This is a genomic window from Sphaerisporangium sp. B11E5 (genome assembly GCF_039871875.1).
In the GTDB taxonomy this organism is placed as follows: domain Bacteria; phylum Actinomycetota; class Actinomycetes; order Streptosporangiales; family Streptosporangiaceae; genus Sphaerisporangium.
In genome coordinates this window covers 336,352-350,379 of the sequence record NZ_JBDPMD010000003.1, presented here as the reverse complement: position 1 = coordinate 350,379, position 14,028 = coordinate 336,352, and the positions used below count along the sequence as shown (strand labels likewise).

The following is a 14,028-nucleotide window of genomic DNA, read 5'->3' as shown; positions in this document are numbered from 1 at the left end:
GCACCGGCAGGCATCTCCCCGCTTCCGGGGACATCGCCGGCGGCGGGTGGGGGAGCGGCCCGGGTTCAGCGGAGCGTGGCCGGCGCGGGCGCGATCCGCACGCGAGGGTCCTTTCCTGCTTGTGCCAGCATGTCGACGTAGCTACTCGCGAGACGGGCGATCGTGGGCTCGTCGAAGAGCTGCGTGGCGTACTCGAACCGGCCGTCGACGCCGCCGTCCGGCCGCTCGGTGAGGTGGCAGCTCAGGTCGTACCGTGTTCCCGGCGTGTCGGGCAGCGGGAAGCCGGCCGGTTCCGCGGGGATCCCGTGGCAGGTGAGAAGGACGTCGAACAGCGGGTTGCGCCCCGGCGCGGGTGCGGCCCGCGCGGTCTCGGCGACGGCCGCGACGATGTCCTCGAACGGCAGCACGGCGTGGTCGACGGCGGCGAGCACGGCCTCGCGAACGCGGGTCAGCAGTTCGCCGAAGCTCGGGCGGCTGCCGAGGTCCACCCGGATCACCGTGATCTCCTCGATCATCCCTACGACGTTCTCCAGCTCCGGCCGGTCCCGCCCGGAGACCGGGACGCCGACGGCCAGATCGGTCCCGCCCGTGAACCGGGCCAGGACGGCGTGGAGCCCGGCCTGCAGTCCCACGGAGAGTGTGGTGTCGTGGTCGGCGGCCACCTCGTGGAGCGGGCGCACGACACCGGGCGGCACGTCGAACCGGACCGTGCCACTGCGCCAGTCGCGTGCGGGCGGTCGCGGCCGGTCGGCGGGCAACGGGGCCGGGGCGAGCCCGGCCAGCGTGTCGCGCCAGAAGTCCAGGTGCCGCCGCGCGGCGGGACTCGCCGAGAACACGCGCTGCCATTCGGAGAAGTCGGCGTAGCCGAGCGGTGGGGCGGGCACGGCCCGGCCCCGGTACGCGGCTCGCACCTGACTCGCGACCAGCTCCAGGGACCGGTCGTCGGCCGCGATGCGGTGCACGACCATGAGCAGCAGCCCGCAGCCGTCGGCGGCCCGGCGCACCAGGCGGACGCGGACCGGCGGTCCGGCCGCCAGATCGAAGGGCCGGGCCAGTTCTTCCGCGAGGACGGCCCCGGGGTCGCCGTCCTCCACGCGCAGCCGTACCGGCGCCGCGGGCATGACGACCGGGGCCGGCAGTCCGGAGTCGTCCTGCGCGAAGTACGTGCGCAGGGTCGGGTGGCGTTCGAGCAGGCCGGTCAGCGCCGACTCCAGGGCCGCGACATCGAGAGGGCCGGGCAGCCGTACGACCAGCGGCGCGTTGTCGACGGTGCTGTGCGGCGCCGACAACTGGTGCAGCCACAGTCGCCATTGGGCGGCCGAGAGCCGCGGGCCGCGTCCGTCGAGGAGCGGCATGGATCCCGGTTCGGGTACGCCGCCGGCCTCGAGCTGCGCGGCGAGCCCGTAGACGGTGCGGGTCTCGAACAGCGCGTTGATCGGGACCTCCGTCTCCAGCTCCTCGTTCAGCCGCAGCACGATCTGGACGGCGCGCAGTGAGTCGCCGCCCAGCGTGAAGAAGTCCTCGTGCACGCCGATCGACGGCTGATCGAGCACCTCGGCCACGATCTTGGCGATGCGCTGTTCGACGGTGCCGGCGGGCCCGTCCGGGGAAAGGTGACCCGCGTCCTCCGCGGCCCGGTGCGGCGCTCCGGCCGGGTCCGGCAGCGCGGAGCGGTTCAGCTTGCCGTTCGGCGTCCGGGGGAAATCGTCCAGGACGACGAACTGCGCCGGGATCATGTAGGCCGGGGCGGAACGCGCCAGGTGGAGCCGCAGGCGCCTGGCGTCGGGCGGGTTCCCCTTCTCGGCCGGCCGGATGTAGGCGACCAGGCAGGTGGCCTCGTCGGTGTCCCCGAACGCCCGGACCGCGGCTTCGGCCACCCCCGGGTGCCTGGCCAGCAGGTGCTCGATCTCACCGGGCTCGATCCGGAAGCCCCGGATCTTGATCTGGTCGTCGCCGCGGCCGAGGATCTCGATCCGCCCCTCCGGGTGCCGGCGTGCCAGATCGCCCGTCCGGTAGAGCCGGGCACCCGCGGCGAACGGGTCCGCGACGAATCTCGCGGCGGTCAGCGGCGAGCGGCCGTGGTAACCGACGGCGACTCCCGCGCCGCCGATGTAGAGCTCGCCGGTCGCGCCGGGCGGCACCGGCCGGAGACACTCGTCGAGCAGGTGCAACGTGGTCTCGCGGACCGGGTCGAATGCGGTCGGGCGGCCGCGTTCGTAGCGCGTGACGGACGACCAGACCGTGGTCTCGGTGGGTCCGTACAGATCCCAGAGCACGACCCCCTCGTCCAGCAGCCGGTCGGCCAGCTCACCCGGCAGCCGTTCGCCGCCGCACAGGACCGTGAAGCCGGGCGGCGGCGACCATCCGGCCTCCAGCAGCAGCCGCCAGGTGATCGGTGTCGCCTGCATGACGCGCGCGCCGGTGGCGGCCAGCAGGGCCGACAGCCGGCGCGGGTCGGTGGCCTCGGACTGCCGCGCGATGACGACCCGGCCGCCGGTGGTCAGAGGAAGGAACAGCTCCAGGCCGGCGATGTCGAAGGAGACCGTCGTCACGGCGGGTAACACGACGTCGTCCGGCAACCCGGGGCGTTCGCGCATGGATTCGGCGAAGTTGGCGAACGCGCGATGCGTCACCATGACGCCCTTCGGCCGTCCGGTCGAGCCGGACGTGTAGACGACATAGGCGGCTGATCCGTCGTCCAGCCCGGCGGGGTGCACCGGACCCGGACGAACCGCGATGTCGTTCAGGTGGACCCGCGTGCCGGCGCGCAAGCCGCGGGAGCCGGCGGCGTCGGCGATCAGCAGGACCCCGGCACCGGAGTCCTCGATGATGTAGTTGAGCCGGTCGGCCGGGTGCTCGGGGTCCAGGGGCACGTACGCCGCGCCGGAGAGCTGGACGCCGAGCAGTGCCGGGACCAGATCGACGCCGCGCGGCACGGCGACCGCCACCGGATCGCCGGGCCCGACACCGATGCGGCGCAGGTGGTCGGCCACGCCGGCGGCCTCGGCGACCACCTGCGCGTAGGAGAGGCGGTTGCCCGCCGACTCGACCGCCACCCGCTGCGGCGATCGCTTCGCCTGAGCCAGGATCTGGTCCGGCACCGTGATCATGGCGCCGGCTCCGCGACCGGCCCGGCGCACCAGGGCGACGCCGCGTCCGTGGTGAGGGTCCCATACGTGAACCCGTCCCCATCGGCTTGAGGGGGAACGGGTTCCTTTGCGGCACGTGGACTTTCGGCGGACTGGTGACTGCCGATCACGGACGCTCCTACGGTGCGAACCAGCCGGAGTCCTCAGTCAACGAGATCGCTCTCCGGCCGGTCAATGGGAGGGTCTGTCCCGCATTCAGCGGACACTCACCCCCCGTGCGGCCGGCGTCGCCTGTCCCGGTTAACGGGGACCAGGCCCGGACGCGGGCGATATCTAGACTGGCGCACGCTATCGTCCGCCCGGCATAAGGAGAACTGGGATGCACCGACTGGTGCTGACGGCGGAGGACAACGCGGCGATCTTCCCGATGCTCACCGAGCTGGCCGGCGCCTACGAGACCATCGAGGACCCCCGGTTGATCCGGCAGGCGCCGGTGCTCGCCAGGAACTTGCCGATCCACCTGCTGGAGTTCCTGGAGAACTTCCGCCTCACCGAGCCGTCCGCGCTGTGCATGATCTCCGGGTTGCGAGTGGTGGAGGACCGGCTCGGTCCCACCCCCACTCAGTGGCGGGACAGCCAGTACGGCTCACCGGCCTTCGAGCAGGAGACGTTCTTCCTGCTCTGCGCCTCCGTGCTCGGCGACGTGTTCGGCTGGGCGACGCAGCAGGACGGCCGGATCATGCATGACGTGCTGCCCATCAAGGGGCACGAGCACTACGAGATCGGGTCCAACAGTCTGCAGCACCTGTCCTGGCACACCGAGGACGCCTTTCACCCCTGCCGCGGCGACTACGTGTCGCTCATGTGCCTGAAGAACCCCGACCTCGTGGAGACCACGGTCTCCTGCGCACCCGACCTTGACTGGTCCGCGCTGGACGTCGAGGCGCTCTTCCAGGCCGAGTTCACCCAGATGCCGGACAACTCGCACCTGCCGCAGAACGCCGCCGAGTCCACCGGCGACCCGACCCTCGACCGGTTACGTGCCCGCAGTTTCCAGCTCATCCAGTCGTGGAACGAGCATCCCGAGAAGCGGCCGGTGTTGTTCGGCGACCGGCAGGACCCGTACATGGCGCTCGACCCGTACCACATGAGCACCGACGGCTGGCCGCGCCGGCACCTGGACGCCTTCCGCGGGCTCTGCGCCGAGATCGAGGACAAGATGACCGGGGTCAGCCTGCGCCCCGGCGACATCGTCTTCATCGACAACTTCCGCGCGGTGCACGGCCGCAAGTCGTTCCAGGCTCGCTATGACGGCACCGACCGCTGGCTCAAACGCCTCAACATCACCCGCAACCTGCGCGGTTCCCGCGCGTGGCGGCCCGCCGCCGACAACCGCATCATCTACTGAGAACGATCCCCGTCCGGCCGGCGCGTCGCGCTTCCACGTCTCGCGAACATCACCGGCGGCGACGTATGACCTGGTATTGATATCCGGGTGAACGCGGCGCCGCGTGAACGAGCGGACGGAGGATCCGGGTGGTGGCGAGCCAAGGTGTGCGGTTGTCGTGGCAGCGGGCGCTCGCCTGGCGAATGGCGCGGCACCACCTCGTCGGACGGGCCGCACCGGAAGACGTCGTCCGCGTGGCCGGCGATGTCTGCGGGCTGCACGCGCAGGTGATGTCCTCGGCCGAGCTGAGCCTGTGGGCCCGGGTCGAGAACCTGCCGCGCGACGCCGTGGGGGAGGCGCTGTGGACGCACCGTTCTCTGGTGAAGCTGTGGGCCACCCGCAGGACCCTGCACCTGCTGCCCGCCACCGAGCTCGGCGCATGGCTGGCCGCCCTCGGCACGCTGTCGGGCGGCTTCAGCGGCGCGAGCCCCGACGACGTGAAAGCCATCACCGCGGCGGTCGGCGAGGCGCTCGACGGCCGGACACTGACCCGTGAGGAGCTGGCCCTGGAGGTCGGACGGCTGACGGGCTCGGCGGAGTACGCCGGCTGGCTGCGCTCGAGCTGGGGCTCGGCACTCAAGGCGGCCTCGTTGCACGGGCTCCTCTGCTTCGCTCAGAGCGACGGTGCCCGGGTGCGGTTCACCTCGCCGGCGACCTGGCTGCCCGGCTCGCCCCGCCGGTTGTCGCCGGACGACGGGTTGCGTGAGGTCACCCGCCGGTTCCTGCACGCGTACGGCCCCGCCACGGCCGCGGATCTCGGTCGCTGGTGGATGGAGGCGCGATCCGGCCGGCGGGTGCTTCCGATGCTGCGGACGCTGGGGGACGAGGCGGTGGAGGTCGACGTCGACGGCCAGCCCTGCTGGGTGCTGGCCGCGGACCTGCCGGACCTCGCCGCGGCCCCCGTGCGCGACGTGGCGCGGCTGTTGCCGGCGTTCGACCCCTGGGTGATGGGCATGGCCCGCCGCGAGCCGATGATCGACCCCCGGTACGTCGGGCGGGTCTATCGCCGGCAGGGCTGGGTCTCACCGGTCATCCTGGTGAACGGCCGGGTCGCCGGCGTGTGGCGGCACAGGCGCGCCGGCCGCCGGCTGACCGTCGAACTGGAACCATTCGAGCCGCTGCCGGCGTGGACGGGACGGGAGCTCGCGGCCGAGACCCGCCGGCTGGCGACGTTCCTGGACTGCGAGCCCTAGGGCCTCCCCATCACATCGGGTACTCAAATCCCAGCCGTCACAGAGGGCACACTTCGCGGAATTTATCACGACACAAAATGCCGTGCCGCAATGGAAAATTCCCTTCCGCGGTGCGCCGGTCGAAAGTCCTGGTCGGTAGCCGAAAAGCACTCCACAATCGACCGGGTGGGGCCAGTGGCTGCGGTGATGCTGCTGGTCAGACGACATGCTGACTGAAAAGCGAAATTACATTGACAACACTTGACATCTATCGGTGGCAGTATTTGTCAATTGATGTGGGCAGTTTGCGCAGAAGATCCTGATAAGTCCCTGAAAGTGGGGACCGGTCGCCGCCGCAGACGTGTAGTTATTGTCGTTTGCGGTCAGCGATCAAGCAGTCATGTGAATAAAGAGCTCATTGGGAGTAGAGATGCGACCTGGATGGGGTATTCCATGATCCGGATCGATATCCTTGTCAACTCTCCGATCTTCCTTGTTGGTCTCACCCAGGTACTCAACGACGCCGGTATCAAGGTCATAGCGTCCAGGACGTCACCGGGAGAGGCGCCGTCCTGGCTGGCCGACGCCACCCTCATCGACGTCGACGTGTTCACCCCGCCCGAGCTCCTCGACCACATCGCCGAAATCGCCAAATGCGCCGCGGTCCTGGTGCTCGCCGACGACACCGACACCGATCAGGCCACCTACTACGGCGCCGGGGCCAGCGGCGTCATCAGCAGGTGCGCGTCCGGTGAGGCCGTCGTCGACGCCATCCGCGCCGTCACCTCCGCCGCGCCGCCGCGACTCGCCAACGTCAACGGTCACCGGTTCGCGCACCCGGTCTACGGCGACGGCGACGACGGCGCCGCCGCCACCCCCTGCAACCTGTCCCAGCGTGAGGCGCAGGTGCTGCGGCAGATCTCGCGCGGGCTGACCCATGGCCAGATCGCCACTCGTCTCGGCATCAGCCCGCACACCGTGGACACGTACGTCAAGCGCATCCGGGCCAAGCTCGGCGTCGGCAACAAGGCGGAGCTCACCCGGGCCGCCCTGCTCGGCAGGCTCGCCGCCGATCGGCCGCCCGCGGCCACGGCGCTGGCCGGGCCGCCGTCCCACCAGCGGCAGGCCGTCGGCCACAAGGCTGAGGGCGGCGTCGCCAGGTGAGCATAATCGTCCCGGGTCAGGTATCTGCGACGGAACGGCTGGCGCCGGTCACCGCGGCGCTGCGTGCCCTGCACGACCGGTCCGGCCTGGCCCCGGGCCTGGTGGTCCGCGACGACACCGGCTGGGTGCCGGCGTCCTGGCTCACCGACGGTTCCCGGACCGCCGATCTGCTCGACGCGGCGCGCCTGCGATGGCGGGCCTCCCCTCATGCCGCCGCGGCGCTGGCCTGGAAGTCCTACGGTTACTGGCTGGCGCTGCCCAGCGTGATCGGCTGGGTCTCCGCCTACCGGGTGCCTCTGATGTATCCCGCGGACGTCCTGGTCCGCATCGACGGACCGGGCCGGTCGCTCGCCATCGGCCTGCGACCGTCGGTCACGGTCGCGGTGCTGCCGTCCGACGCGCTCGCGCCGCTCGCGCAGCCGGCCGGCGTGCACGTGGCCGGCGACGAGGCCGCGCTGCTGGAGACCCTGCGCCTGTCTCTGCTCGACGCGCATTTCGCCCCACTCATGGAGGCGATCCAGTCCCGGGTGCGTATCAGCAGGCGCGCCCTGCTCGGTTCGGTCAGTTCGGGCATCGCTCACGGTATTCTCCGGGCCGCCGGGACACTCCCCGGCGCGCTGGTGGAGCGGCACATCCGCACCGTTCTCGAAGCGCTGGGCATCGCGGACCTGATCGAGGTGACACCCGGACCGGGCGGTGAGCCGACGGTGCGGCGCAAGACCTGCTGCCTCCGGTTCACCGTGCCCCAGGGCAAGGCTTGCGCCAGTTGCTGCATCAGGCACTAGGAGCACCACATGAGACTGAACCCGTGGACCGTCCGGACGGCCGACTCGCCGATCGGCACCGCGTACACCTTCCTCGACCGCCGCGCGAAGGAGCGGGACCTCCTCGACCTCGCGCAGGCGGCGCCCCAGTACCCCGCCGCGCCTGAGGTACTGGAGCACGTCATCGCGACCGCCCGTCACCCGCACGGCGGCGACTACACGGAGATCGAGGGGCTGCCGCACCTGCGCGAGGCGTTCGCCGCCGAGCTTTCCGCCGCGTATCGCGGGCGGGTGCGCGCCGAGAACGTGGTCGTCACCGCCGGGTGCAACCAGGCGTTCTGCCTGGTGGCGTCGGCGCTCGCCGCACCCGGTGACGAGGTGGTGGTGACGCTGCCGTATTACTTCAACCACGACATGTGGCTGCGGATGACGGGGATCGTGCCGGTGTACCTGGAGCCCGGACCCGATCTGGTCCCCACCGCCGAGGCGGCGCGGGCCCTGATCACCCCGCGTACGCGGGCCATCCTCGTGGTCACACCCGGCAACCCGACCGGCGTGACCGTGGCGCCGCGCCGGATCGCCGCGCTGGCCGAGGTGGCGGCCCGGCACGACGTCGCGCTGATCCTGGACGAGACGTACCGGTCGTTCCGTGACACCGAGGAGCCCCCTCACACGCTGTTCGCCGACTCGCGATGGCCCGATACCGTCGTCAGCCTGCACAGCTTCTCCAAGGAACTGGCCATCCCGGGGTACCGGGTAGGCGCCGTGGTCGCCTCCCCGGAGCTGGGCCGTGAGGTGACGAAGCTGCTCGACTGCGTCGCGATCTGCGCGCCGCGGATCGGTCAGGAGGCCGCCTGGGCCGGCCTCACGGCGGCCGGGGAGTGGCGGCGGACGCGAGCCCGTGAGATCGCCGACCGCCGGCACTGGTTCACGACGGTGATGGCCGACCGGCCCGGCGGCTTCGAGTTGCTGTCCGTCGGCGGTTTCTTCGGCTGGGTGCGCCACCCGTTCGCCGGACGTCCCACCGAGGACGTCGTGGGCGAGCTCGCCGTCGAGTACGACACGCTGGTCATCCCGGGCACCGCCTTTCTCCCGGACGACCGCGGCACCTTCCGGGTCAGCCTCAGCAACGCCGACCGGGCCGCGCTCGCCGACTTCGCCGGTCGCCTCACCGACTTCGCCGGACGGAAGGGCCGCGGCGCGCGCGGCACCTCCGGACAGGGCGCGGACCCGCACGGGCCGGGTGCCGCCGACGTGTCACAGGAGCGGGCCGCCGGCGACGGCATGTAGGCTGACGCCGTGGCTGACAGCGACACGTCGTGGGCAGAGCCTCCGTGGGAGCCGCCGCTCGCCGGTACGGAGGCGGAGCACCTCGCCGGAGCCCTGGACCGCCTGCGCGCCACCTTCCGATGGAAGGCCGACGGCCTCGACCCGGCCGGGCTGCGGGTCCGCGTCGGCGCCTCCGCGCTGACCATCGGCGGCCTGCTCAAGCATCTCGCGCGGGTCGAGGAGCAGTGCTTCGGCACCAAGCTCAGCGGCACGCCGCTCGGCCCGCCGTGGGACGCCGTGGACTGGCAGGCCGACCCTGACTGGGACTTCACATCGGCCGCCGACGACACCCCCGCGCAGTTGTACGCGCTCTACGACGACGCCGTCGCGCGATCCAGGACCACGCTCGACGCCGCCCTGCGGAACGGCGGGCTCGACCAGCTCGTCCACCTGGCCTGGCCGGACGGCCGGCGGGCCGGCCTGCGCCGCATCGTGTGCGACCTGATCGAGGAGTACGGCCGGCACACCGGCCAGGCCGACCTGCTGCGCGAGGCCGTGGACGGTCGCGTCGGGGAGGACCCGCCGGCCGCGTGGCGCCCGGTACGGGCGGCCGGCTCCTAGCCCCGTTTTCCGCACGTCGCCCTCGACGACCTGCACGGATCACTCACCGCACCGAATATCACAGAACACCTGACCAGGGACATTCGGGCTCGTGCGGAAAACAGGCCTAGCCCGCCGACCAGGCCGGTACCCCTTTCACGTGACTCCACCGGTACGGCCGCCGTACCTAATCTGAGGACACGTGCGACTGGTGCTCGCGATTCCGGTTCACCTGCGTGGCCGGGGCGTCTCCGCGTTGATCCGGACGAGCCAGGACCGCGGATCCAGCACGGTCGTGACCTGAACGGACGGCATCCGGCGACGGAAAGGAATCCGTGTGGAGCTCCCCGGCCGCTGCCTGCACACGATCTTCCGGGAACGAGCTCGCCGGGCTCCGGACAGCGTCGCGCTCTCCACACCGGCCAGGACCGTGACGTACGGGGAGCTCGACGCGTGGAGCGACCGCCTCGCTGGTCGTCTGGTCGAGCGAGGCGTCGGGCCGGATGTCCTGGTCGGGCTCTGCGCGCGCAGGAGCCCGGAAGCCATCGCCGGCATGCTGGGTGTCCTGAAGGCCGGTGGGGCCTACGTGCCGATCGATCCCGCTTATCCCGCGGAGCGCGTCGAGTATCTGCTGGCCGACAGCGCGGCGCCGATCGTGGTGGCGGCGAAGGACACGGCCGGGGTGATCGGCGGCCGTCACGCGTCGATCGTCTGGATCGACGGGGACGAGGACGAGGACGTCGCCGGCCCGCCCTCCAGGGAGCCCGGGCACGAGGCGCCGCGGCCCGAGGCGACCGGCGGCGACCTGGCCTACGTGATCTACACCTCCGGGTCGACCGGCAGACCCAAAGGGGTCATGGTCGAACATCGCAACGTGGTGCGGCTCTTCGAGCAGACGGCCGCCTGGTTCCACTTCGACCACCGGGACACCTGGGCGTTGTTCCACTCACTCAGCTTCGACTTCTCGGTGTGGGAGATCTGGGGTGCGCTCCTGTACGGCGGACGCCTGGTGCTGCTTCCCGAGATGACCTCCCGCTCGCCCGCGTTGCTGGTCTCGCTGCTGCGCTCCGAACAGGTCACCGTCCTGAACCAGACCCCGTCGGCGTTCCACCAGTTGCTGACGGTGATGGGCGCGGGGAAGAACGGCGACGACGGCACCTCGGGCCTGTCCTTGCGGCTGGTCGTCTTCGGCGGGGAACGGCTGGAGCCTCAGCTGCTCGCCCCCTGGGTGGACCGGCACGGCGACCGCCGGCCCGTGCTCGTCAACATGTACGGCATCACCGAGACCACGGTGCACTGCACCTATCGGCGGATCACCGCGGCGGACGTGCGCTCGACCGGGGTGAGCCCGATCGGTGTTCCCATCCCTGACCTGCGCGTGTATCTGATGGGTGATGACGGCGGGCCGGTGCCGGACGGCGCGGCGGGGGAGATGCACATCGCCGGCGGCGGGGTGACCCGCGGCTACCTGAACCGGCCGGAGCTCACCGCGGACCGGTTCGTGTCCGCCGTCACCGAGAGAGGCGAGGAACGGCTCTACCGGTCCGGGGATCGGGCGGTGCGGCTGCCCGGCGGCGAGCTGGCCTACCTCGGGCGGGTGGACGACCAGGTGAAGGTCCGCGGGTTCCGCATCGAGCCGGGCGAGATAGAGGTGTGCCTGTCGGAGACACCAGGAGTCGCGCGGGCCGTCGTCGCACCCAGGGATTTCGGTGGCGGCGACGTGCGCTTGGTCGCGTACCTCCTGCCCGCCGGCGACGCCGGCGAGGGCGCGCGGCTCGCCGCCGCGGCCGAGCGGCAGGCGCTGACGAAACTGCCACGACATCTTCGGCCGTCCGTCTACAAGGTCGTCACGGAGATCCCGATGACGCTGCAAGGAAAGGTGGATCGCGATGCGCTGGGAAAGTGAACCCCGGGCAGGGCGGGAATGACCGCGCCGCCGAGTGCCGGCGTCCCGGTGTCGGACGTCCGGGAAACGATCATGGACATCGTGCGTACGCATCTGGACCGCGAGGTCGATCCGTCGATCGATGTGTTCGACCAGGGCGTCACATCCCTGACCTTCCTCCGGATCGTGGCTCAGATCAATGAGAAGTACGACATCACGATGGATGTCGCGGAACTGGAAGAGGCGAGCGTCGACACGCTGTCGGGGTTCGTCGCGGGCCAGCTGAGGAGCGAGAACCGGTGACGGAGACAGTGCAGCAGACCTTCAGTCCCACCCCGGAAGAGGTCGCCAAGTTCCACGAGCTCGGTTACCTCGGCCCCTTCAAGGTGTACGAGGAAGACGAGATGCGGCGCCTCTGGCGGCGCGAGCGGCTGCGGCTGATGAACCGTACCGGCGCCGTCTACGACGAGGGCGACGCGCAGGCGGGCAACACCAACATCGCCAACTACGACCGTCACCTCGACTCGGACTTCCTCGCCGATCACATCTGCCACCCGCGGATCGTCGACCGCGTCACCGCCGTGCTCGGCCCGAACGTCCTGTGCTGGCGTAGCGAGTTCTTCCCGAAGTACCCCGGCGACGAGGGCACGGACTGGCATCAGGCCGACACCTTCGCCTTCGCCTCGGGCAAACCGCAGATCCTCTGGCCCGAGGAGGAGAAGGAGTTCGGCGGCACCATCACGGTGTGGACGGCGTTCACCGAGGCCGCCGAGGACACCGGGTGCCTCCAGTTCATCCCCGGGACGCATCGCACGATGTTCTACGACGAGACCAAGGGGATGCACTACCAGCCGGGCAAGATCAACAATGCGAGCAAGGACGGCGTCAACCGCGGCTTCTACGGCTACGACTACCGGGAACTGCAGAAGGACCCGGACTGGCGGCCGCCGGAGGAGCGGGCGATCTCGATGGTGATGCGCCCGGGTGAGGCGGTCATGTTCTGGTCGACGATGATGCACGCGTCGAAGCCGCACAGCGCGATGGACAAGGAGATGCGCCTCGGTTTCGCCGGCCGGTACGTGCCGACCTGCGTGGCCATCTACCCGGACACCGAGGACGTGGACGAGTACGGCGGCCGGATCAGCCTGAAGGACTACGGCGCGGTGCTGGTGGCGGGTGCCGACACCTACGGCCACAACCGGAAGGTGACGGCCACCACACGGGGACACATCTTCCCGGTCCGGTGACGGCGCGCCTCCGCGACACGACGAGGCCGGGCCGGTCGTCGCCGCACGGCTGTGCCCGGCCACCGGGTCAGGGGTGGCAGATCTGCCAGGGAGTGGCCCAATGCTGGAGCCGCGCGCGAGCGAGGCGATCACTCGGCTCGTGACATCCGTCCTCTCGGTGCGACCCCTCATGGAGGGCCTGGCCGTCCCGGTGCGGGTCGTGCCGGTCGCGAGAGACGCGGCCGGCTCGCCGGAGACCTGGCCCGCGGCGCGGTGGCGCGGGCTCGAACGGCTGCTGGACCGGGTCACACGGGAGGCCGGTGTCACCGGGCTGTCGTTGTCGCGCAGCACGGCCGCCGGCGACCTTCAGGTCTTCGAGCGGGTGATCAGCGATCGCCTGGCGCTCGCGGACCTGGCGGACGCCGTCGGCACACCGCCGGACGAGCTGCCGGCACAGGCCGGCCAGGTGATCGCCGCGGCGGTGGCGGACGGTTTCGACGTGTCCTTCCACAAGGACACCGTCGTCTCGCACGACGGGGTGCCGTTGAACGTGTACGGCGCGGGGTCGGGCGACGAGGCGGTCGTCCTGGTTCCCGCCTGCGGTATGCCCGCCGCGCTCGCGGAGACCTGGATGCGTTTCCTCGCGCGGGACCGCCGCGTCCTGGCATGGGAGAGCAGGGGCCTTTTCGGCCCGGCCGCGCGGAGCGGCGACTGCGCCGTAGACGTCACCGCACAGGCCGCGGACCTGTTCACCGTCATGGATCACTACGCCGTTCCGAGGGCCCACATCGTCGGCCTCTGCGGCGGCGCGGTGATCGCTCTGGCGGCCGCGGCCGGCCAGCCCGCCAGGATCTCCTCGCTCAGCCTGTGGCATGGCGCCTATGAGTTCGGCAGCGGCTCCCCGAGGACCAGGTTCCAGAACGACCTCATCGAGCTGATGACCATCGCCGCGCACAGCCGAGCCGCGGCGCGGTCGGTGCAGACCGCTTTCTGCCAGGTCGCGTTGAGAACCACACCCGCCGAAACAGCGCATCTCGTGCTGTATCCCTACACCAATCCCGAGCTTTTCTACCGGTACTGCCGGCTCAACGGCAGCATCGCCACCACCGACGTGGAGCCGTACCTCACGAAGGTGGAGCAGCCCACGCTCGTGGTCACCAGCGAGGACGACGAGACCGCCCATCCACAGGGTTCGCGACAGGTGGCCGAGGGCCTGCCGAACGGCCGGCTGCGGGTGGAGCCTCATGGCGACCACTCGTCGCTGTTCCACGCGGACACCACCCTGATGCAGGTGGCCGTCGACTTCATCGCGGAACGCGGTCACGACCCGCGAGGAGAGCCCCTCTCGATCGACTGTCCTCGATTCGTGTGACAGCACCACGAAGGAGCCTCTCGATAGCGTCGGTGAGGAG

At 70.9% G+C, this 14,028-nt stretch carries 11 protein-coding genes; 10 read left to right on the top strand and 1 reads right to left on the bottom strand.

Going from position 1 to position 14,028, the window contains the following annotated elements:
- Positions 1 to 65 precede the first annotated feature (65 nt).
- The gene (locus tag ABGB17_RS05305; protein WP_347626642.1) at positions 66 to 3,110 is read right to left on the bottom strand and encodes an amino acid adenylation domain-containing protein; all 3,045 of its coding nucleotides are present in this window, start codon (positions 3,108 to 3,110) and stop codon (positions 66 to 68) included.
- 358 nt (positions 3,111 to 3,468) lie between these two features.
- Here ABGB17_RS05305 and vioC point away from each other — a divergent pair, with 358 nt between their 5' ends.
- From vioC to ABGB17_RS05255, 10 genes are all read left to right on the top strand, one after another.
- A complete protein-coding gene (gene vioC / locus ABGB17_RS05300) occupies positions 3,469 to 4,497 on the top strand; it encodes an arginine beta-hydroxylase, Fe(II)/alpha-ketoglutarate-dependent (protein WP_347626641.1) in 1,029 nt (342 codons plus the stop codon).
- 131 nt (positions 4,498 to 4,628) lie between these two features.
- The gene (locus ABGB17_RS05295) at positions 4,629 to 5,729 is read left to right on the top strand and encodes a winged helix DNA-binding domain-containing protein (RefSeq protein WP_347626640.1); all 1,101 of its coding nucleotides are present in this window, start codon (positions 4,629 to 4,631) and stop codon (positions 5,727 to 5,729) included.
- 432 nt (positions 5,730 to 6,161) lie between these two features.
- Positions 6,162 to 6,872 carry a response regulator transcription factor gene (locus tag ABGB17_RS05290; RefSeq protein WP_347626639.1) on the top strand — a complete coding sequence of 237 codons (711 nt, stop codon included), beginning with the start codon at positions 6,162 to 6,164 and terminating at the stop codon, positions 6,870 to 6,872.
- Positions 6,869 to 7,657 carry a (2Fe-2S)-binding protein gene (locus ABGB17_RS05285; RefSeq protein WP_347626638.1) on the top strand — a complete coding sequence of 263 codons (789 nt, stop codon included), beginning with the start codon at positions 6,869 to 6,871 and terminating at the stop codon, positions 7,655 to 7,657. Before ABGB17_RS05290 ends, ABGB17_RS05285 begins: the two co-directional genes overlap by 4 nt.
- 9 nt (positions 7,658 to 7,666) lie before the next feature.
- Positions 7,667 to 8,926, top strand: coding sequence for an aminotransferase (locus tag ABGB17_RS05280; protein ID WP_347626637.1), 1,260 nt, complete (start codon positions 7,667 to 7,669; stop codon positions 8,924 to 8,926).
- Between the two features lie 9 nt (positions 8,927 to 8,935).
- A complete protein-coding gene (locus ABGB17_RS05275) occupies positions 8,936 to 9,526 on the top strand; it encodes a DinB family protein (RefSeq protein ID WP_347626636.1) in 591 nt (196 codons plus the stop codon).
- Positions 9,527 to 9,842: 316 nt separating this feature from the next.
- On the top strand, positions 9,843 to 11,411 hold the full coding sequence (locus ABGB17_RS05270) for an amino acid adenylation domain-containing protein (protein ID WP_347626635.1): 1,569 nt from the start codon (positions 9,843 to 9,845) through the stop codon (positions 11,409 to 11,411).
- Positions 11,412 to 11,429: 18 nt separating this feature from the next.
- Positions 11,430 to 11,693: an acyl carrier protein gene (locus ABGB17_RS05265; RefSeq protein WP_347626634.1), complete on the top strand. Its 264-nt coding sequence runs from the start codon at positions 11,430 to 11,432 to the stop codon at positions 11,691 to 11,693.
- Entirely contained in the window at positions 11,690 to 12,637 is a 948-nt protein-coding gene (locus ABGB17_RS05260; protein ID WP_347626633.1) for a chlorinating enzyme, read from the top strand. The genes ABGB17_RS05265 and ABGB17_RS05260 overlap by 4 nt, the downstream gene beginning before the upstream one ends.
- Before the next feature lie 100 nt (positions 12,638 to 12,737).
- Positions 12,738 to 13,988 carry an alpha/beta hydrolase gene (locus tag ABGB17_RS05255; protein WP_347626632.1) on the top strand — a complete coding sequence of 417 codons (1,251 nt, stop codon included), beginning with the start codon at positions 12,738 to 12,740 and terminating at the stop codon, positions 13,986 to 13,988.
- Positions 13,989 to 14,028: the final 40 nt, after the last annotated feature.

Coding starts and splice junctions, on each gene's coding strand:
- ABGB17_RS05305 (WP_347626642.1), bottom strand. CDS start 3,110: ATGATCACGGTGCCGGACCAGATCCTGGCTCAGGCGAAGCGATCGCCG.
- vioC (WP_347626641.1), top strand. CDS start 3,469: ATGCACCGACTGGTGCTGACGGCGGAGGACAACGCGGCGATCTTCCCG.
- ABGB17_RS05290 (WP_347626639.1), top strand. CDS start 6,162: ATGATCCGGATCGATATCCTTGTCAACTCTCCGATCTTCCTTGTTGGT.
- ABGB17_RS05280 (WP_347626637.1), top strand. CDS start 7,667: ATGAGACTGAACCCGTGGACCGTCCGGACGGCCGACTCGCCGATCGGC.
- ABGB17_RS05265 (WP_347626634.1), top strand. CDS start 11,430: ATGACCGCGCCGCCGAGTGCCGGCGTCCCGGTGTCGGACGTCCGGGAA.
- ABGB17_RS05255 (WP_347626632.1), top strand. CDS start 12,738: ATGCTGGAGCCGCGCGCGAGCGAGGCGATCACTCGGCTCGTGACATCC.